This is a genomic window from Mesorhizobium sp. WSM4898, assembly GCF_029625845.1.
In the GTDB taxonomy this organism is placed as follows: Bacteria; Pseudomonadota; Alphaproteobacteria; order Rhizobiales; family Rhizobiaceae; genus Mesorhizobium.
Genome location: NZ_JARTVQ010000001.1, coordinates 1,006,612 through 1,024,044, shown reverse-complemented (window position 1 = coordinate 1,024,044; position 17,433 = coordinate 1,006,612). Strand labels below are relative to the sequence as shown.

At 63.7% G+C, this 17,433-nt stretch carries 19 protein-coding genes; 15 read left to right on the top strand and 4 right to left on the bottom strand.

Annotation, left to right across the window (positions count from 1 at the left end):
* Positions 1 to 71: 71 nt before the first annotated feature.
* Positions 72 to 245, bottom strand: a complete 174-nt coding sequence (locus P9228_RS04970; protein WP_067324571.1) for a Flp family type IVb pilin — start codon at positions 243 to 245, stop codon at positions 72 to 74.
* Positions 246 to 602: 357 nt separating this feature from the next.
* On the opposite strand from P9228_RS04970, the gene P9228_RS04965 reads away from it, so the two are divergent.
* The 3 genes from P9228_RS04965 (at position 603) to P9228_RS04955 (ending at position 2,510) form a co-directional block, all read left to right on the top strand.
* Positions 603 to 1,025 carry a pilus assembly protein N-terminal domain-containing protein gene (locus P9228_RS04965; RefSeq protein ID WP_066996418.1) on the top strand — a complete coding sequence of 141 codons (423 nt, stop codon included), beginning with the start codon at positions 603 to 605 and terminating at the stop codon, positions 1,023 to 1,025.
* 135 nt (positions 1,026 to 1,160) lie between these two features.
* On the top strand, positions 1,161 to 1,760 hold the full coding sequence (locus tag P9228_RS04960; RefSeq protein ID WP_278052554.1) for a TadE/TadG family type IV pilus assembly protein: 600 nt from the start codon (positions 1,161 to 1,163) through the stop codon (positions 1,758 to 1,760).
* Between the two features lie 129 nt (positions 1,761 to 1,889).
* Positions 1,890 to 2,510 (top strand): TadE/TadG family type IV pilus assembly protein, encoded by a 621-nt coding sequence (locus P9228_RS04955; RefSeq protein WP_127247652.1) that lies wholly within the window; start codon positions 1,890 to 1,892, stop codon positions 2,508 to 2,510.
* Between the two features lie 4 nt (positions 2,511 to 2,514).
* On the opposite strand, the gene P9228_RS04950 is transcribed toward P9228_RS04955, so the two are convergent.
* On the bottom strand, positions 2,515 to 3,441 hold the full coding sequence (locus P9228_RS04950; protein ID WP_278052553.1) for a PhnD/SsuA/transferrin family substrate-binding protein: 927 nt from the start codon (positions 3,439 to 3,441) through the stop codon (positions 2,515 to 2,517).
* A gap of 128 nt (positions 3,442 to 3,569) precedes the next feature.
* Here P9228_RS04950 and P9228_RS04945 point away from each other — a divergent pair, with 128 nt between their 5' ends.
* The 11 genes from P9228_RS04945 to P9228_RS04895 all read left to right on the top strand — a co-directional run bounded on the left by P9228_RS04945 (position 3,570) and on the right by P9228_RS04895 (position 15,041).
* Positions 3,570 to 4,817, top strand: coding sequence for a phosphopentomutase (locus tag P9228_RS04945; protein WP_278052552.1), 1,248 nt, complete (start codon positions 3,570 to 3,572; stop codon positions 4,815 to 4,817).
* Complete coding sequence (gene mutM, locus P9228_RS04940) at positions 4,801 to 5,691, top strand: bifunctional DNA-formamidopyrimidine glycosylase/DNA-(apurinic or apyrimidinic site) lyase (RefSeq protein ID WP_278052551.1); 891 nt, start codon at positions 4,801 to 4,803, stop codon at positions 5,689 to 5,691. Before P9228_RS04945 ends, mutM begins: the two co-directional genes overlap by 17 nt.
* 40 nt (positions 5,692 to 5,731) lie before the next feature.
* Positions 5,732 to 6,505 (top strand): enoyl-CoA hydratase, encoded by a 774-nt coding sequence (locus P9228_RS04935; RefSeq protein WP_067324557.1) that lies wholly within the window; start codon positions 5,732 to 5,734, stop codon positions 6,503 to 6,505.
* A gap of 246 nt (positions 6,506 to 6,751) precedes the next feature.
* Positions 6,752 to 7,018: a 30S ribosomal protein S20 gene (gene rpsT, locus P9228_RS04930; RefSeq protein ID WP_067324554.1), complete on the top strand. Its 267-nt coding sequence runs from the start codon at positions 6,752 to 6,754 to the stop codon at positions 7,016 to 7,018.
* A gap of 910 nt (positions 7,019 to 7,928) precedes the next feature.
* Entirely contained in the window at positions 7,929 to 9,401 is a 1,473-nt protein-coding gene (gene dnaA, locus P9228_RS04925) for a chromosomal replication initiator protein DnaA (RefSeq protein ID WP_245322332.1), read from the top strand.
* A gap of 176 nt (positions 9,402 to 9,577) precedes the next feature.
* Positions 9,578 to 10,696 (top strand): DNA polymerase III subunit beta, encoded by a 1,119-nt coding sequence (gene dnaN, locus P9228_RS04920; protein WP_067324552.1) that lies wholly within the window; start codon positions 9,578 to 9,580, stop codon positions 10,694 to 10,696.
* Positions 10,697 to 10,783: 87 nt separating this feature from the next.
* On the top strand, positions 10,784 to 11,944 hold the full coding sequence (gene recF / locus P9228_RS04915; RefSeq protein ID WP_095824218.1) for a DNA replication/repair protein RecF: 1,161 nt from the start codon (positions 10,784 to 10,786) through the stop codon (positions 11,942 to 11,944).
* A gap of 188 nt (positions 11,945 to 12,132) precedes the next feature.
* A complete protein-coding gene (locus P9228_RS04910; RefSeq protein WP_278052548.1) occupies positions 12,133 to 12,888 on the top strand; it encodes a molybdopterin-synthase adenylyltransferase MoeB in 756 nt (251 codons plus the stop codon).
* Between the two features lie 4 nt (positions 12,889 to 12,892).
* Entirely contained in the window at positions 12,893 to 13,381 is a 489-nt protein-coding gene (locus tag P9228_RS04905) for a GNAT family N-acetyltransferase (protein WP_278052547.1), read from the top strand.
* A complete protein-coding gene (locus tag P9228_RS04900; protein WP_278052546.1) occupies positions 13,378 to 14,631 on the top strand; it encodes an aconitase X catalytic domain-containing protein in 1,254 nt (417 codons plus the stop codon). Before P9228_RS04905 ends, P9228_RS04900 begins: the two co-directional genes overlap by 4 nt.
* The gene (locus P9228_RS04895; protein WP_095799332.1) at positions 14,628 to 15,041 is read left to right on the top strand and encodes a DUF126 domain-containing protein; all 414 of its coding nucleotides are present in this window, start codon (positions 14,628 to 14,630) and stop codon (positions 15,039 to 15,041) included. The genes P9228_RS04900 and P9228_RS04895 overlap by 4 nt, the downstream gene beginning before the upstream one ends.
* A 15-nt stretch (positions 15,042 to 15,056) precedes the next feature.
* On the opposite strand, the gene P9228_RS04890 is transcribed toward P9228_RS04895, so the two are convergent.
* On the bottom strand, positions 15,057 to 16,058 hold the full coding sequence (locus P9228_RS04890; RefSeq protein ID WP_066996380.1) for a D-glycerate dehydrogenase: 1,002 nt from the start codon (positions 16,056 to 16,058) through the stop codon (positions 15,057 to 15,059).
* A gap of 168 nt (positions 16,059 to 16,226) precedes the next feature.
* On the opposite strand from P9228_RS04890, the gene P9228_RS04885 reads away from it, so the two are divergent.
* On the top strand, positions 16,227 to 16,784 hold the full coding sequence (locus tag P9228_RS04885) for an SH3 domain-containing protein (protein WP_067324770.1): 558 nt from the start codon (positions 16,227 to 16,229) through the stop codon (positions 16,782 to 16,784).
* Positions 16,785 to 16,908: 124 nt separating this feature from the next.
* Here P9228_RS04885 and irrA read toward each other — a convergent pair whose 3' ends face one another.
* Positions 16,909 to 17,340: an iron response transcriptional regulator IrrA gene (gene irrA / locus P9228_RS04880; RefSeq protein ID WP_067324543.1), complete on the bottom strand. Its 432-nt coding sequence runs from the start codon at positions 17,338 to 17,340 to the stop codon at positions 16,909 to 16,911.
* Positions 17,341 to 17,433: the final 93 nt, after the last annotated feature.

The following is a 17,433-nucleotide window of genomic DNA, read 5'->3' as shown; positions in this document are numbered from 1 at the left end:
CTGCAACGAACAAGGGCCGCCTCGAGGCGGCCCTTGTCGTCGAGAGCGACTTCGTCGTCCTCGGGTTGTTGTTAGTTGGAGTTTTGGACCGCGCTGGCAATTGCCTTGAACTTGGTGTTCAGGGCAGTGCCGAGCTGGCCAGCGCCGACCATGATGGCGAGCGCGATGAGGGCGGCGATCAGACCGTATTCGATGGCGGTCGCGCCGGATTCGTCCTTCACGAAACGTGCGATAAGGTTAGACATTCGAGAGCTCCTACTCCACGTGTTACAGCACTTCCGTCAACTTCTCTTGCCGGTTGATCGGATGTGCCAAATCTAGAGGGAAGCCCTTTCGATCGGCTTAATAAATACCCTTACCGATTCCTTTCCGGAGGCGATCCCGTTGCTTGGTTAACCGTGGCCTAAACCTCCAGAGGCGGAGTGGCGGGCAGGAAAAGCGCGGAGATCCGGCCCATCCGCGATTTCGCTAAAACAGCGTATGCTCTCAGGCTTATGACCGCCGAGCCGGCCAATCCTTATCGCGGCCATGCGGCGCTTAACCGTCGGTTCACCAATTTCGTTCATGTTCCGTTGAACAGTCTGCCGCTCCGGAGCGCTTCAATGACCTCGTCGAGATCGCCATTTTCAGTCGTCGCGCTGTTGGCTGTCGCCGCATCCGTCATGCCGGCCAGCGCCGGCGCCGGCATCGAGGTCACCATGAATCAAGCAAAGATCGTCAAGTTGTCGCGCGCGGCCGATACGATCGTCGTCGGCAATCCGGCCATCGCCGATGCCGCCGTGCAGGACGCCTCGACGGTCGTTCTCACCGGCAAAGGTTTCGGCGTGACCAATCTGGTCGTGCTCGATTCCGATGGCAGCCCGATCATAGATGAGCAGGTGACGGTCGTCCGACAAGCCGCGTCCTCGGTGCGCATCTATCGACGCGCCGAAGTCCAGACCATGTCCTGCACGCCCTATTGCGAAAGCTCGTACAAGAGCGAGGCTGAGAAAACGTCCGAAACGGAAATGAACGCAGCCCGCTGAGCTTAAGGACGCAAGCGCCCGCAGGTTAACAGCGGGTTAAGGGCAGTCCACCGAGTTTAACGCTGATCCAAACCGGACCTCAATGGGTGGTCGATAGGTTGCAGCCGACATTGCAAGGATCGGCAGGAACGGAACATGAGCAGGGCGCCCAAGGGTGACATGGACGGCAAGGCCGAGGCAAAGGCACGCCCCGGTTTCTTGAGCGATAGGCGCGGCAGCACGGCATTGGAATTCGCAATGCTGGCCATGCCGTTCGCCTTGCTCGTTTTCGCCATCCTGGAGAGCTGCATCTCGTTCGCCGGCCAGGAAGTGATGGCCAACGCCACCGACGATATCGCGCGCCAGTTGCGAACCGGCCAGCTCAAGAAGGCCAACGTCACCGACGCCTCGATCAAGACGCTGATCTGCGACAGGCTGGAGATCATGGTCGCCACGAACTGCCCCGGGTCGGGGTCAGATGCTTCACTTCTGGTGGACCTGCGCGAATATCCGACCTTCGCCGACGCCGCGGCGGCGGGCTTCAAAATCCAGAACGGCGAAATCGTGCTGACAGGCACGAGCTCGACGACTTTCACGGTGTCGCCGGGGCTGGCGGAATCGAAGAACATGCTGCGGGTTTTCTACAAATGGCCGGTGATCACCGATTTCCTGGCCAAACAAATGGCCAATCTGAATGGCGGCAAGACGCTGCACTTCGCATCGGTGACCTGGCAGAACGAACCATTCGACGACTAAGGCAGGTCGCGTGACGCGACCTGCTTCAGCTTTTTGATTGTCGGCATGTCTCCCGAAACCGGGTCCACTTCGGGAGACATGCTTCAAGATTGCGGCCGGCCGAGACTTGAGGCGGTGTGGGGGCAGGATATGTACCGTGCGGGGGCACAGCGACGAATTTCGGCTTTCGTGGCCAAGGCGGCACGGTTTTGCCGCGATCGCCGCGGCGTCGCGGCAATCGAGTTCGCTTTCATCGTGCCGGTGCTGCTCATCATGTACTTCATCACGATGGAAGCCTCGCAGGCCATCGAGACCAGCAAGAAGGTCAGCCGCATCGGCAGCATGGTGGCGGATCTCGTCACGCAGCAGACCAGCGTCACGAAGGCCGATCTCGACGCGATCATGAAGATCGGTACCTCGACGCTGCAGCCCTACAATCGCTCTACGCCGACGATCATCATCACCGGGATCCAGATCTCCGACGAGGCATCGCCCAAGGCGACGGTGGCCTGGTCGCGCAAGCTCGTGGGCACCACCTATAGCGCCGACTCGGCGAAGACCAGTCCCACCACCGTTCCGCCGACGCTGAATATCCGCAACACCTTCCTTGTCCGGGTGGAAAGCGACCTCGGCTATAAGCCGATCATCACCTGGTCCGCCGACAGTTCGTCGACGCTTGGATTGACCTCGGCCTTCAACAACATATCGATGGGCGAAACATACTATCTGAGGCCGCGCCGCGGTCCTACGGTTCCTTGCACCGACTGCTGACGGACTAATCCCCGCCAGTTTCCCGCCGCACGATGGCCAGGGCCGTTGCATAGTCCTTTGAGACGGCCAGTTCGAAGCCGCCGGAGTGCGTCGGCTCCAGAAGATCGTAGACATCCGGGGTCAGCGACTTGAGATTGGTCAGAAACACGGCCAGCCGTCGCTTGGCTTCGGCGTCGAGATCGCTGCGCACCACATGAGGCCCATATCGCAGCGGAGCCGAGCTCCACAGCACCCGAAGCGACGTCTTCGGGACGCCGGCGGCCGCAAGCCGCATGATGGTGCCGCCCGTGTCGGTAGGCTGGCCGTCGGCGCCGATAGGCTCCCAGCCGAACAGGCCGTCGGCTTCTCCGTCGCCGAGCATCGCCTCGGCCGCGGTGGCCGACGAGGCGCGCGCCAGGAAAGGTGAATCCTGCGCGATCGGCACGCCTTCGCCGGCCAGTTCGGTCAGCGGCAGGAGGGAACCGACGACATTGTCGGCGGGCGCGATGGCGATCCGATGCGAGGCGATCGCTGTGAGGCCCGGCACTTTGCCGTCGCGCGTCACCAGCACGGAACGGACGCCGGCGGCTCCATCGGCATCGACAGGCGCCACCAGCGGCTCGACACAGCCGCAGCGCTCCGAAGCCGTAGCATAGGCGAGCGCCGAATAGACCGCATACTGTATGCGGCCGCTCGCCTGAGCCTCGATCAATGCCGCATAGTCGCGAGCAACGACGAACTCGACCTTCATGCCGAGAGCGTTCGTATAGGCATCCGTCAAGCGCGCCAGACCAGGTACCGTGTTGCCGCCTCCAGGCTCGGCGACGATTCCTATGCGAAACGTGCCGATGTCGGCGCGCCAGTCGGCATGCGCCGGCGGGGCCGCGGAGAGCACCGCGAGAGCCGCCGCGCAGGTCCTCAATGCCTGGCTTGCCGTCGATTTTGCGCCCATGCCCATTCTTGCCGCACTCTCTCGATCCGCACCACTTTGCACCAAGCCGTTGCGGTCTGGTATCCGATTTGCCAACGCCGCTGCGGAACTCTATGTCTGGCTGGTTAGATTGGCACGATGGCACCCCTATGGCGCGGGCTTTCCTATTCGTTCTCGATTCTTTCGGCATCGGCGGAGCGGCCGATGCCGAACGCTACGGCGATGCCGGCGCCGACACATTCGGACACATCGCGCAGACTTGCGCCGAGGGCCGCGCGGATCGTGGAGGCCTGCGCCGCGGACCGCTCGCCGTCCCCAACATGATGTCGCTCGGGCTTGCCCGCGCGGCCAAGACGGCAACCGGGCTGACGGTCGACCTCGACGCGCCGCTGCTTGCCGCGTCGTTCCATGGCGCTGCCCAGGAGGTCTCTAGCGGCAAGGACACGCCGTCGGGCCATTGGGAGATTGCCGGCCTGCCCGTGCGTTTCGACTGGGGTTATTTTCCCGACACCGTGCCCGCCTTCCCGGCCGAGCTGACCGGCGCGATCATCCGCGAAGGCAAGGTGCCGGGCATCCTCGGCGATTGCCATGCGCCAGGAACCGAGATCATCGAGCGCTTCGGCGAGGAACACATCCGGACCGGCAAGCCCATCTGTTACACATCGGTCGACTCCGTATTGCAAATCGCCGCGCACGAGACGCATTTCGGCCTGGAGCGGCTCTACGAGCTTTGCCTGACGGTGCGCCGGCTGGTCGATCCGCTCAACATCGGGCGGGTGATCGCGCGGCCCTTCGTCGGCGAGACAAGCGCCACCTTCCAGCGCACCCACAACCGCCGCGACTATGCCGTGCCGCCGCCGGAGCCGACCTTGCTCGACCGGCTGACCGAGCGCGGCAGCAAGGTCATCGCCGTCGGCAAGATCGGCGACATCTTCGCCCATCGCGGCATCGCGGAGGTGCGCAAGGCGGGCGGCAACATGGCGATGTTCGACAAGGCGCTCTCCGCCATGGACGACGCCGGCGAAGGCGATCTGGTCTTTGGCAATTTCGTCGATTTCGATACCGAGTTCGGCCATCGGCGCGATGTCGCCGGCTATGCCGGAGCGCTCGAGGCCTTCGATCGCCGGCTGCCGGAAGCGCTGTCGCGCATCAAGTCGGGCGACCTTCTCATCCTCACCGCCGACCACGGCAACGATCCGACCTGGCGCGGCACCGATCATACCCGCGAACGCGTTCCGGTGATCGGGATAGGGCCGGGACTGAAGGGCGGCGACATCGGGCTCAGGCCGACCTTCGCCGATATCGGCGAAACCATCGCGGATCATCTCGGGCTTGCGCCTGGCCGCCACGGCACCTCTTTCCTCGCGACGATAGGCGGCCATGCCGGAACTGCCTGAAGTCGAAACGGTGCGGCGGGGGCTGCAGCCGGTCCTGGAAGGGGCGCGGCTCGTCAATGTCGAGGCGCGACGGCCAGACCTTCGCTTTCCCTTTCCCGAACGGTTCTCGGAGCGGCTTGCCGGCAAGACCGTGACGGCGCTTGGCAGGCGCGCCAAATATCTGACGATGCACATCGAAAACGGTCCGGTGCTGATCTGCCATCTCGGCATGTCGGGATCGTTCCGCGTCGAAACCGATGGGAACGGACAAATTCCTGGCAGCTTCCATCACGAGCGCTCGAAGAGCGCGGCGCATGACCACGTCGTATTCGATGTCGACTCCCCGAAGGGCGAGCGGTCCCGCGTCATCTTCAACGACCCGCGCCGTTTCGGCTTCATGCTGTTTGCCGAAGGCGCGCCGGACACGCATCCAATGCTGGCGGGGCTGGGCATCGAGCCGACCGGCAATGCGCTCGACGGTCCCCTGCTCGCCTCGCTGCTCGAAGGCCGCAGATCGCCGCTCAAGGCCGCGTTGCTCGACCAGCGGCTGATCGCCGGGCTCGGCAACATATATGTGTCGGAAGCGCTGTGGCGCGCCGGCCTGTCGCCGCTGCGCGAAGCCGGCACCATAGCCGGCTCCGGCAAGAGAGCGAAAGAGCAATGCGAACGCCTGGCCGCCGCCATCCGCTCGGTCATCGCCGACGCGATCGCCGCCGGCGGATCCTCGCTGCGCGACTATGTCCAGGCAGACGGGTCGCTTGGCTATTTCCAGCATTCCTTCGCGGTCTATGACCGCGAAGGCGAGCCTTGTCCGAAGCCGGGCTGCAGCGGCCATATCGAACGCATCGTGCAGAGCGGCCGATCGACCTTCTATTGCCGGACCTGTCAGCGGTGAGCTAGACCGGTCTCCTCAATCGAAGCGAGGAGACGATGCCATGGCCTATGAAACCATTCTCGTGGAGACACGCGGCAAGGTCGGGCTGATCACGCTGAACCGGCCGAAGGCGCTCAATGCCCTGAATTCGCAGGTGCTGGCCGAGATCGTGGCGGCGGTGAATGCGTTCGGCGCCGATGCCGGCATCGGCGCAATGGTGCTCACGGGTTCGGAAAAAGCCTTCGCGGCCGGCGCCGACATCAAGGAAATGCAGGCGATCTCCTTTGTCGACGCCTATACTGGAGACTTCTTCGTCGGGTGGGAGGAACTCACCCGTGCGCGCAAGCCGATCATCGCCGCGGTCGCCGGCTACGCGCTTGGCGGCGGCTGCGAGCTAGCCATGATGTGCGATTTCATCATCGCAGCCGACAACGCAAAATTCGGCCAGCCCGAGATCACGCTCGGCGTCATGCCGGGCATGGGCGGATCGCAGCGATTGACCCGCTTCGTCGGCAAGTCGAAGGCGATGGACATGTGCCTGACCGGGCGGATGATGGACGCTGCCGAGGCCGAGCGCTGCGGATTGGTGTCGCGAGTGGTGCCGGCGGCCGAGCTGGTCGAGGAGGCGCTGAAAGCGGCAGCGAAGATCGCCGAGTTTTCCCTGCCGTCGGTGATGATGACAAAGGAAGCCGTCAACCGCGCTTTCGAGACGACGCTTGCCGAGGGGCTGCGCTTCGAGCGCCGCCTTTTCCACTCGCTGTTTGCGCTCGATGACCAGAAGGAGGGTATGGCCGCCTTCGTCGAGAAGCGGAAGCCGAATTTCAGCAACCACTAGGGCTTGTCGGCCTAATGCGTGCCGCGATTTTGGCAAGAAGCCGGGCATACACAAAGACAACTGCTTTAGGTGCGCAGACCCGTTTCAGCGCGGTACGGCTTCAAGCCCCAAAAAGACCGCGAAGCGGCGTTGACGCGCCGGAAAAGCTGAACTATAAGCCGCACCAACCGAGGCGGCCCGTGGCTGCCCGTTTGTTTTTTGCGCCCTGCGACCCGCTGGCGCCCACCAGATCAGAAGAGAGGCATCATGGCCAATACGTCCTCGGCCAAAAAGGCAACGCGCAAGATCGCCCGCCGCGCGGCGATCAACAAGAACCGTCGGTCGCGCGTCCGCACCTATGTTCGCCAGGTCGAAGAGGCGCTCGCCGCCGGCGACAAGGTTGCTGCGCTCGAAGCGTTCAAGGCCGCGGAGCCGGAATTGATGCGCGCCGCAACCAAGGGTGTCCTCCACAAGAACACGGCTTCCCGCAAGGTTTCGCGGCTAGCCCAGCGGGTCAAGGTGCTGTCGGCCTGACCGACTTCCCTTTAGAACCGTTATCCTTGAACCCGGCCGCACAGGCCGGGTTTTTTTCGTTTGCCGGCAAGTACTTAAAAAGAACGGTCGGACAACTACGATTGGGCCGAATTTCAAAGTAGCCAATGTTTTGCCGGCATATACATAATCGCTCATGTCGACGACCGCTAGATGCGGGCACGGCCACAGATGAGCCTGCCACAAAATCCATATATTTTTCAAAAGCTTACAGACGGTCATCCACAGCTTGTTCAACTCGCGAAGGAGCGGCGGGGGACAAGTAGCTGTCAAGAGAATTATTTCAGAAAATTTCCGAAGGTGTGGCCTTTATCACATTCCACGGAAAAGGGTTTGAATCACAATGGCTTTATGAAAATGGGCCGCAGTGGCACCTGCTTTGAACACGTCTCCGGTAACCAGATTCGTTAAAAATCCGTTAGACGTGGCCTTGCCCTATCCACAGCGATTTCGGTAATGTCCATCCATCGAAGGGACGGGCACCTGCCCTTAACCCAGCCTGAATCGGCCAGCAAAAAATGGCGGAATTCATGACGCGGAGCAATTCCGCGTGCGGCTTGGTTTGTCTCTTCGGTGCGGGTAGGGGACTGGCGTAATTGTACATGGCAGTCGACGTTGGGCCGGCATTTTCGCCGGGCGGTGTTGCATTGTCTTGGCATGATCAAGCCGGCTTGCGAGAGCCGGCAGAGGTCCCTTGCGCAACGTTGCAACGATATCGCCGGCGGCGGCGATAGAGGCGCAGCGAAAAACGTCGCCGGACCCAGGGTGCAGGAGGCGCACTCCCGGCGGAAAAAGGGTACGAGAGACAAGGAACTTGATCATGCAGAGCGGCATCGAAGGGGAGATTGCGGGCGAACTCCCATTCCCAGCAACTATCGTCGGAGGGGACGACATGGCGGCATCCAGCGACGCTGAACAGAAGTTCGAGCGGGTCAAGGCCCAATTGAAGGCGCGTCTGGGAGCCGAGGTCTATTCGAGCTGGTTCGGCCGCATGAAGGTTGCCGAGGCGTCGCGCGGCATGGTCCGCATCTCCGTACCGACCGCCTTCCTGCGGTCGTGGATCAACGGTCATTACCTTGATCTTATCGCCGAACTGTGGAGGCACGAGGATCCCGACCTTCTCAAGATCGAGATCGTCGTGCGGACCGCCACGCGGCAGGGCCGCAACAATGTCGAGCCGGAGATCGCGCCGGCGCGCAAGATGACCAAGCAGGCCCAGACCGCGCTTGCCGCCGGCACCGCGAGCGCCGGTCGGGTGGAACGGACGCCGGCGCCCCGCCAGGGCGTGCCAGTGGAGACCGAGTTCCGCCACAATGTGCTGGGGTCGCCGCTCGACCCGCGCTACACTTTCACTTCGTTCATCGAAGGCCCTTCGAACCGTGTTGCTTTCGCGGCGGCCAAGGCGGTGGCGGAATCGCAGTCCAGCGCGGTGCGCTTCAACCCGCTCTTTCTCCATGCGACCGTCGGCCTGGGCAAGACGCATCTGTTGCAGGCGATCGCGGCGGAATCGCTGCGGCACAATCCGAAATCGCGCGTGGTCTACCTGACGGCGGAATATTTCATGTGGCGCTTCGCCACCGCGATCCGTGACAACAATGCGCTGACGCTCAAGGAGCAGCTGCGCGACATCGATCTGCTGATAATCGACGACATGCAGTTCCTGCAGGGCAAGTCGATCCAGCACGAGTTCTGCCATCTCATCAACATGCTGCTCGACAGCGCCAAGCAGGTGGTGGTCGCCGCCGACCGGCCGCCGTCTGAACTGGAGTCGCTGGAGCCGCGGGTGCGCTCGCGCCTCAACGGCGGCGTGGCGCTCGAAATGTCGGCGCCGGATTTCGGCATGCGCCTCGGCATGCTGAAGCTGCGCCTTGCCACTGCCAAGATCGACGATACCTCGCTCGACATTTCGGATGAGATCCTCGATCACGTCGCCAGAACGGTGACGGGCAGCGGGCGCGAGCTCGAAGGCGCCTTCAACCAGCTTCTGTTTCGCCAGTCCTTCGAGCCGCAGATCACTATCGACCGCATCGACGAGATCCTCGGTCATATTTACCGCTCGGGCGAGCCGAAGCGGGTGCGTATCGAGGACATCCAGCGCATCGTGGCGCGCCACTATAACGTTTCGAAGACGGAACTGCTCTCAAACCGCCGCACGCGCACCATCGTCAAACCGCGGCAGGTAGCGATGTATCTGTCCAAGGTGATGACGCCGCGCTCGCTGCCGGAGATCGGACGCCGTTTCGGCGGCCGCGATCACACGACGGTCCTACACGCCGTGCGCAAGATCGAGGATCTTTCCGGCGCCGACAACACGCTGGCGCAGGAACTCGAACTGCTCAGAAGGCTGATCAACGAGCAGGCCTGAGCGCTTCGCCCGCTTTATCCCCAGAAAGCCCGCGCAACCGGCTGGAACCGGTGGCGCGGGCTTGCGTTTGCAGGGTTTTTACTGTCAGCTTACATAGATTCTGAGCTTTTCGGAGCTTTTTGCGGGGCGCCGCCGCCCGGTGACCCGCTCATTCATTGAAGCGAGCCTGTTTCGTCATGCGTGTTATCCTGGAACGATCCAATCTCCTGAAGTCCCTCAACCACGTCCATCGCGTGGTGGAGCGGCGCAACACCATACCGATCCTGTCGAATGTGCTGCTCAGCGCCGAGGGCGCCAGCCTGGAAATGAAGGCCACCGACCTCGACCTTGAAGTGACCGAAGCCACGCCGGCCAAGGTCGAGCGCGGCGGCGCGACGACGGTTCCGGCGCATCTGCTCTACGACATCGTGCGCAAGCTGGCCGACGGCGCCGAGGTGATGCTGAAGACCGACGAGGACGGCAACGCTATGACCGTCACGTCCGGGCGCTCCAGCTTCCGCCTGCAGTGCTTGCCGCAGTCCGATTTCCCGGAGCTTTCGGCCGGCTCCTTCTCGCACATCTTCCGGCTCGATTCGGTAGCGCTCAAGGGCCTGATCGAGAAGACGCAGTTCGCGATCTCGACCGAAGAGACGCGCTACTATCTCAACGGCATCTTCCTGCACACGCATGAGGCGGGCGGCAAGCTGAAGCTGCGCTCGGTCGCGACCGACGGGCACCGACTGGCGCGCGCCGAGATCGACGCGCCGGCAGGCTCGGAAGGCATGCCCGGCATCATCATCCCGCGCAAGACGGTGAGCGAGCTGCAGAAGCTGGTCGACGACCCGGATATCGCGGTGACGACGGAGCTGTCGGATACCAAGATCCGCTTCACCATCGGCAGCGTCATCCTGACCTCGAAGCTGATCGACGGCACCTTCCCCGATTATCAGCGCGTCATCCCGACCGGCAATGACAAGAAGCTGGTTATCGACCGCCAGAGCTTTGCCGCCGCCGTCGACCGCGTCTCGACCATTTCGTCCGAGCGCGGCCGAGCCGTGAAACTGTCGATCAATGACGGCCAGCTCACGCTCGCCGTCAACAATCCGGATTCCGGCAGCGCAACCGAGGAGCTGGCGGCCGACTACTCGTCCGACCCGATCGAGATCGGCTTCAACGCCAAATATCTGCTCGACGTCGCCGCCCAGCTCACCGGTTCGGAAGCCAAGTTCATGCTGGCGGATGCCGGGTCTCCGACGCTGATCCACGACATGGCCGACGAAACCGCGCTCTACGTGCTGATGCCGATGCGGGTCTAGGCTTTGTCTCTTTTGTTGACGCAATTCCAGACGGAAAACCGCTATGCACTTTTCCTGGAATTGCTCTAGCAGGCCTCACATGTCGCCGTGACCTCGGACGCCAAACAGCTTCGGCAGCAGAGCTATATAAGTAAGCTTACACTTACAAATTTTCGCAACTATGCGGGACTTTCGCTTGATCTCGGCCCCGGCGCTGTCGTGCTGTCCGGCGACAATGGCGCCGGCAAGACCAATCTGCTCGAAGCCGTTTCGCTGCTGACGCCGGGGCGCGGGCTGCGCCGCGCGCCTTACGCCGACGTCGCCCGCGAGGGCGGCGATGGCGGCTTTGCCTTGCATGCGCGCATCGAAGGACCGGAAGGTCAGGTCGAAATCGGCACCGGCATTGCCGGCGGCGATGGTGCCGCGGAAGGCGGCAGGCGCGTGCGCATCAACGGCGCGCCGGCAAAATCGGCCGAGGATATGCTCGAATGGCTGCGGGTCGTCTGGCTGACGCCGGCGATGGACGGGCTGTTTCCAGGGCCGGCCGCCGACCGCCGCCGCTTCCTCGACCGACTGGTGCTGGCGATCGACCCCGGCCACGGGCAGCGCGCGCTCGATTACGAGAAGGCGATGCGTGGCCGTAACCGTTTGCTTACGGAAGGCTCGCGCGACACCGGCTGGTTCGACGCGATCGAGATGCAGATGGCCGAAACCGGGGTGGCGATCGCGGCGGCCAGGGCCGAGCTGGTGCGGCTGCTTGCGGCCATGATCGACAAGCTGCCGGGCAGCGGCCCGTTTCCGCAGGCCGACATCAGCCTCGCCGGCGAATTGGAAAGCGAAATCGCGGTCACACCGGCAGTCGACGTCGAGGAGCGATTTCGCGCCATACTCGCCAATGGCCGCGAGCGCGACCGCGCCGCCGGCCGCACGCTCGACGGTCCGCACCGCTCCGACCTCGCGGTCCGCCACCGGCCGAAGTCGATGCCGGCCGAATTGTGCTCGACCGGCGAGCAGAAGGCGCTGCTTGTCGGCATCGTGCTGTCGCATGCGCGGCTGACCGGCGAGATGTCGGGCCTGACGCCGATCCTGTTGCTCGACGAGATCGCCGCGCATCTCGACAGCGGCCGGCGCACTGCGCTGTTTTCCATCCTCGAAGAGCTCAACTGCCAGGCCTTCATGACCGGCACCGACGCGGCGCTGTTTTCCAGCCTTGCCGGGCGGGCGCAATTCCTGACGGTCGATCACGGCAGCGTCGGCCCGACCGGCTGAACTGTCGAAGAGTTGAAAGCCCCTTGCACGACGATTTGTCCTGCGGGACAAGGCTTCGCCTTGCATGTGAGTGACAAAGCTTCGCTTCGCTTTGCATATGCATGACAAGGCTTCGCCTTGCATGTCAGTGACAAGGCTTCGCCTTGCATGTGCATGACAAGGTTTCCTGCCCGCTATATGGTCCGGCCATGACGAATGCTGCACTCACCGACGAAGAGCTTGAGCGCTATGCCCGCCACATCGTGCTGCCCGAAATCGGCGGCCCCGGCCAGCAGAAGCTGAAGCGGGCGCGGGTGCTGGTGATCGGCGCCGGCGGGCTTGGGGCCCCTGTGCTCGAATATCTCGCGGCGGCCGGCGTCGGCACGCTCGGCATCGTCGACGACGATGATGTCTCCTTGTCCAACCTGCAGCGGCAGGTGATCCATGGCAGCGATACGATCGGCATGGCGAAGACCGACAGCGCTTCGGCGGCGATCATGCGCATCAACCCCAATGTCAGGGCGGAACTGCATCGCCTCAGACTGACCGAGCAAAATGCCCCTGCCCTCGTCGCCCAATACGATATCGTGGTCGACGGCTCCGACAATTTCGAGACACGCTATGCTCTGGCCGATGCCTGCGCGCAGGAAAAGAAGCCCCTGGTCACTGCCGCCGTTGGCCGCTTCGACGGCTCGGTGACGGTGCTGAAGCCATTTGAAACGGGGGCCAATGGCCAGCGCAATCCAGGCTACCGCGACCTTTTTCCGGAAGCGCCGCCCGAAGGGCTGGTGCCATCCTGCGCCGTTGCCGGCATCGTCGGCGCGCTGACGGGCGTCATCGGCACGCTGGAGGCGATGGAGGCGATCAAGCTGATCGCCGGCATCGGCGAGCCGCTGGTCGGCCGGCTGCTGCTTTACGACGGGCTGACCGCATGTTTCGACACCGTCCGCTACAAGGCGGTCTGAGCGCATGGATCAGTCGGTTACTCTCCTCGTCAGCGAGCTTCCGCCGGACTTCGCGCAGTGGGACGAATTGCTGACGCTGATCCGGCGCGCCTTCGCCTATATGGACCGCGTCATCGACCCGCCATCCTCGGCGCATCATCTCACACCCGAAAACCTCAAGAGCAAGGCGGGGCAAGAAACGGCGTTCCTGGCCATGGAGAACGGCCGGATCGTCGGCTGCGTCTTTGCGTTGGAGCGGGCAGACGATTTCTATGTCGGCAAGCTTGCCGTCGAGCCCAGCCTCCAGGGGCAAGGCATAGGCGGACGGCTGATGCAGGCCGTCGACGATCTTGCCCACCGACGCGGCAAGCAGGCCCTCGAGCTGCAGACGCGTATCGAGCTTACGGCGAACCACGCGGCCTTCGCCCGGCTCGGATTTCGCGAGACCGGGCGCACCGCGCATGCGGGCTACGACAGGCCGACCTCGATCACCATGCGCAAGGTGCTGTCTTGAGCCTCGCGCTCAGCCCGGAGGAACAGGCAACCGCCGCCGGTAAGGACGGCGCGGGAATGGCGATGCGCATCGTCGCCGAGAGCGCGCGCCTGCTCGGCGCGCCGGGGCTGATCCCGATCTGTTCGGCGCATATCGACGGCGCGCTCTATCATGGCGATTCCGGCACGCTGTTCGCCGAGCGGCTGGTCGAAGGCGGCGCCAGTGTTGCCGTGCGCTCGACGCTCAATGTCGGGGCGCTCGACCTGACGGGCTGCTCGCGCATCCGCCTGGAAGAGCCGCAGCGCGGCATGGCGCGGCGGATGATGGATGCCTATCGCAAGCTCGGCTGCGAACAAAGCTGGACCTGCGCGCCCTATCAGGCCGGGCACAGGCCGGCACAGGGCAGCGATGTCGCCTGGGGCGAGTCCAATGCGGTGGTGTTCTGCAATTCGGTGCTGGGCGCCCGCACCAACCGCTACGGCGATTTCCTCGACATCGCCTGCGCCATCACCGGCCGCGCACCGGATTATGGCCTGCACCTGGCCGAGAACCGCCGGGCGCGGCTGGTGTTCGACGTCTCGGGCCTATTGCCTTCCTTCCTCGCTTCCGAGATCGCCTGGCCGGTGCTGGGCAGCCTCTATGGCCGCGAGGTCGGGGATACGATCGGCGTCGTCGTCGGCATCGCCAATCATCCCGGCGACGACGCGCTAAAGGCCTTCGGCGCCGCTGCCGCTTCCTCCGGCGCGGTCGGGCTGTTCCACATTGCAGGCGTCACGCCAGAGGCGCCGAACGTCGAAACCATTCTGGCCGAGCCGAAACCGGAGGCGGTGATCCACGTCACGCCGCAGATGGCGGCGAAGGCTCGCGCCGGCCTGTCGACGGCGGCGGTGCCGAAAACCATCGATGCGGTCGCCATTGGCAGCCCGCATCTGTCCTTTGCCGAGTTCGAGATGCTGGAGCGGCTGATTGCCGGAAGACGGCTCGCCGTGCCGATCTATGCCTGCACCGGCCGTCATGTGCTTGCCTTCCTGGAGCAGGACGGCCGGCGGAAGAGGCTCGAAGCGAGCGGGGTCGTCATCGTTGCCGACACATGCGTGGTGGTGACGCCGATCATGCCGGAACTTGCCGGCGGCGTGCTTATGACCAATTCGGGCAAGTTCGCGCATTACGCTCCGGGCAACACCGGCTATGCGGTGCTCTATGCCTCGCTCGCCGATTGCGTCGAAAGCGCGGTCGCCGGCAAGCCGCGCTTCACGGACCTCGCCGCATGAGCGCCGCCACGGAGATATTGGTACGGGGCAAGGCCGGTAAAGGCGAAGCGCTGGTGCTGACGGCGCCGATCAGCTTCTGGGGCGGCGTCGACCCGAAGACAGGCCGCATCGCCGATGTCCGCCACCCGCAGCATGGCGAGGTGATTTCCGGCCGGGTGCTGTTCCTGCCGGGCACTATCGGCTCCTCGTCGGCTTCGGCAGTGCTGATGGAACTGGTCCACAACGGCCGCGGGCCGGCAGCCCTTATCCTGCACGAGCCGGACGCCATTCTTCTGCTCGGCCTGATCGTCGCGCGCGAAATGGGCTGGGAAACGCCTATGGCGGTGCGGCTCGGACGCGGTGTGTTCGACGCCTATCGCGGAAGCACCGTCAAAGTCGACGACGACGGCGCCGTGAGCGTCGCCGCCTGAACAACCCGTGGTTTTTCAGGTCCTGAGCGGCAACACACGGTCCGGCGGGCGATGGCCGTCGAAGAAGGCGCGAATGTTGATGATCACCTTCTCGCCCATGTCGATGCGGCCTTCGAGCGTCGCCGAGCCCATATGCGGCAACAGAACGACCTTGCCCTTGTGGGCGAGCTTCAACAGCTTGCTGTTCAGCGCCGGCTCGTGCTCGTAGACGTCGAGGCCGGCGCCGGCGATCTTGCCGTCCTGGATGAGTTTGATCATCGACTCTTCGTCGATGATGTCGCCCCGCGCTGTGTTGACGATGTAGGCCGCCGGCTGCATCAGCGCCAGCCGCCGGGCCGACAGCAGATGAAAGGTCGCCGGCGTCGACGGGCAGTTGACCGAGATGATATCCATCCGGGCGAGCATCTGGTCGAGGCTTTCCCAATAGGTCGCTTCCAATTCGTCCTCGACCGCCGGCAGCACGCGGTGGCGGTTGTGGTAGTGGATGGACAGGCCGAACGCCTTGGCGCGCCTGGCGACCGCCGTGCCGATACGGCCCATGCCGACAATGCCCAGGCGCTTGCCCCAGATGCGGCGGCCGAGCATCCAGGTCGGGGACCAGCCGGCCCATTTCTTCTCGCCGGTGAGCACGTTGGCGCCTTCGGCCAGCCTGCGCGGCACGGCGAGCATCAGCGCCATGGTCATGTCGGCGGTGTCTTCGGTGAGCACGTTCGGCGTGTTGGTGACGGTGATGCCTTTCTTGGCCGCCGCCGAGACGTCAATCTTGTCGACGCCGTTGCCGAAATTGGCGATCAGCTTGAGGTTCTCGCCGGCCTGGGCGATCAGCGCGGCATCGATGTGGTCGGTGATGGTCGGGACCAGCACGTCGGCTTCCTTGACCGCCGCAACCAGCTCAGGCTGGGTCATCGGCCGGTCCTCGACGTTGAGGCGCGCGTCGAACAGTTCGCGCATGCGGGTCTCCACCGGATCGGGCAGCTTGCGCGTGATGACGACGAGGGGCCGTTTTTTACCTGCCATTGTTTCCCCGAAGCTTCCTCGAAACCGATCTCGTTGAGACCTCTTTAACCAAGACAAGCGAAACTTGAAGCCAGTCGCGGTATCAGCCCACTCCTGTAACAAGCGGTGCCGCCGAAGACAAAGAAAAAGGGGCGCTCCTCCCACGGACCGGCGCCGAAAGGAATGAACGTGTCTGGTTTCGCCTCGCTCCGCCTGGCTTTCAGCGCAGCCGTTCTCGGCACTCTGCTTTGGGCGCCGCAGACATCCGCGCAAGGCGCGGCCACGTCGGCGCAGACCGTGACGCTGGGGCCGAGCGGCCTGCCGCTGCCGCGCTTCGTCAGCCTGAAATCCGGACGCGTCAACTCGCGCGTCGGTCCGGGCGCCAACTATTCCGTCGACTGGATGTACATGAAGGCCGGACTGCCGATGGAAATCATCCAGGAATTCGACACCTGGCGCCGCGTGCGTGACGCCGACGGCTCCGAAGGCTGGATCAACCAGTCGCTGCTTTCGGGCCGCCGCACCGCGATCGTCGCCCCCTGGCAGCGCGGCAAGGGCGGCCGAATCAATCTGCTCGACGATCCCGACAAGGACGCCGGCGTTGTCGCCATCCTTGAGCCAGGCGTGATGGGCTCGATCAAGAAGTGCGACGGTCAGTGGTGCGAGATGACCTTCGACGGCCATACCGGCTGGGTCGCCCAGTCGCAGGTCTGGGGCGCCTACCCGGGAGAAAAGGTCAAGAACTGATCTATTTCGTCTGGACCATGATCTGATCCAAACCGTAGGTCAGCGTAGCAAAACCGGTTCCGACTTTTCGCGATCATGGTCTTCGAGCCGTATCGCCAGATCGACGGGCCTCATCGCGCGCAGATCAGTCGCGGCGCTTGGGGCGTAGCCTCACCACGATATCGACGTTGGCGATCTCCATGCCTTCCGGAGGCTCCGGCAGGTTGGAGACGCTCACCGGGCCGCTGGCGATATCGAAGATCCGGTTCTCGCCCTCGACATAGAAGTGGTGGTGATCGGAAGTGTTGGTGTCGAAATAAGTCTTCGACCCTTCGACGGCGAGGATGCGCAGCATGCCGGCCTGGGTGAATTGATGAAGGGCATTGTAGACGGTGGCCAGCGAAACCGGCACACCGGCGGCGATCGCCTCTTCATGCAATTCTTCGGCCGAAAGGTGACGGTCGCCCTTGGCGAAAAGCAGGTCGGCCAGCGCAACGCGCTGGCGCGTCGGCCTCAGGCCGGCTTCGCGAACCCGCTTGTCCACAGCGACATTTTCCTTCCGGCAGCCCGAATCCATCTATCCCGTCTAAGCTTGCAAGCCCCATAGACCGGTCCAGAATGGCAAAAAGAGGTCAATGCCAAAAACTGGACACCACCCGACATATATTCT

Coding starts and splice junctions, on each gene's coding strand:
- P9228_RS04910 (WP_278052548.1), top strand. CDS start 12,133: ATGACGAATGCTGCACTCACCGACGAAGAGCTTGAGCGCTATGCCCGC.
- P9228_RS04950 (WP_278052553.1), bottom strand. CDS start 3,441: ATGGGCGCAAAATCGACGGCAAGCCAGGCATTGAGGACCTGCGCGGCG.
- P9228_RS04945 (WP_278052552.1), top strand. CDS start 3,570: ATGGCGCGGGCTTTCCTATTCGTTCTCGATTCTTTCGGCATCGGCGGA.
- P9228_RS04960 (WP_278052554.1), top strand. CDS start 1,161: ATGAGCAGGGCGCCCAAGGGTGACATGGACGGCAAGGCCGAGGCAAAG.
- P9228_RS04970 (WP_067324571.1), bottom strand. CDS start 245: ATGTCTAACCTTATCGCACGTTTCGTGAAGGACGAATCCGGCGCGACC.
- P9228_RS04890 (WP_066996380.1), bottom strand. CDS start 16,058: ATGGCAGGTAAAAAACGGCCCCTCGTCGTCATCACGCGCAAGCTGCCC.
- rpsT (WP_067324554.1), top strand. CDS start 6,752: ATGGCCAATACGTCCTCGGCCAAAAAGGCAACGCGCAAGATCGCCCGC.
- irrA (WP_067324543.1), bottom strand. CDS start 17,340: ATGGATTCGGGCTGCCGGAAGGAAAATGTCGCTGTGGACAAGCGGGTT.
- mutM (WP_278052551.1), top strand. CDS start 4,801: ATGCCGGAACTGCCTGAAGTCGAAACGGTGCGGCGGGGGCTGCAGCCG.
- dnaA (WP_245322332.1), top strand. CDS start 7,929: ATGGCGGCATCCAGCGACGCTGAACAGAAGTTCGAGCGGGTCAAGGCC.
- P9228_RS04955 (WP_127247652.1), top strand. CDS start 1,890: ATGTACCGTGCGGGGGCACAGCGACGAATTTCGGCTTTCGTGGCCAAG.
- P9228_RS04895 (WP_095799332.1), top strand. CDS start 14,628: ATGAGCGCCGCCACGGAGATATTGGTACGGGGCAAGGCCGGTAAAGGC.
- P9228_RS04965 (WP_066996418.1), top strand. CDS start 603: ATGACCTCGTCGAGATCGCCATTTTCAGTCGTCGCGCTGTTGGCTGTC.
- P9228_RS04905 (WP_278052547.1), top strand. CDS start 12,893: ATGGATCAGTCGGTTACTCTCCTCGTCAGCGAGCTTCCGCCGGACTTC.
- P9228_RS04935 (WP_067324557.1), top strand. CDS start 5,732: ATGGCCTATGAAACCATTCTCGTGGAGACACGCGGCAAGGTCGGGCTG.
- dnaN (WP_067324552.1), top strand. CDS start 9,578: ATGCGTGTTATCCTGGAACGATCCAATCTCCTGAAGTCCCTCAACCAC.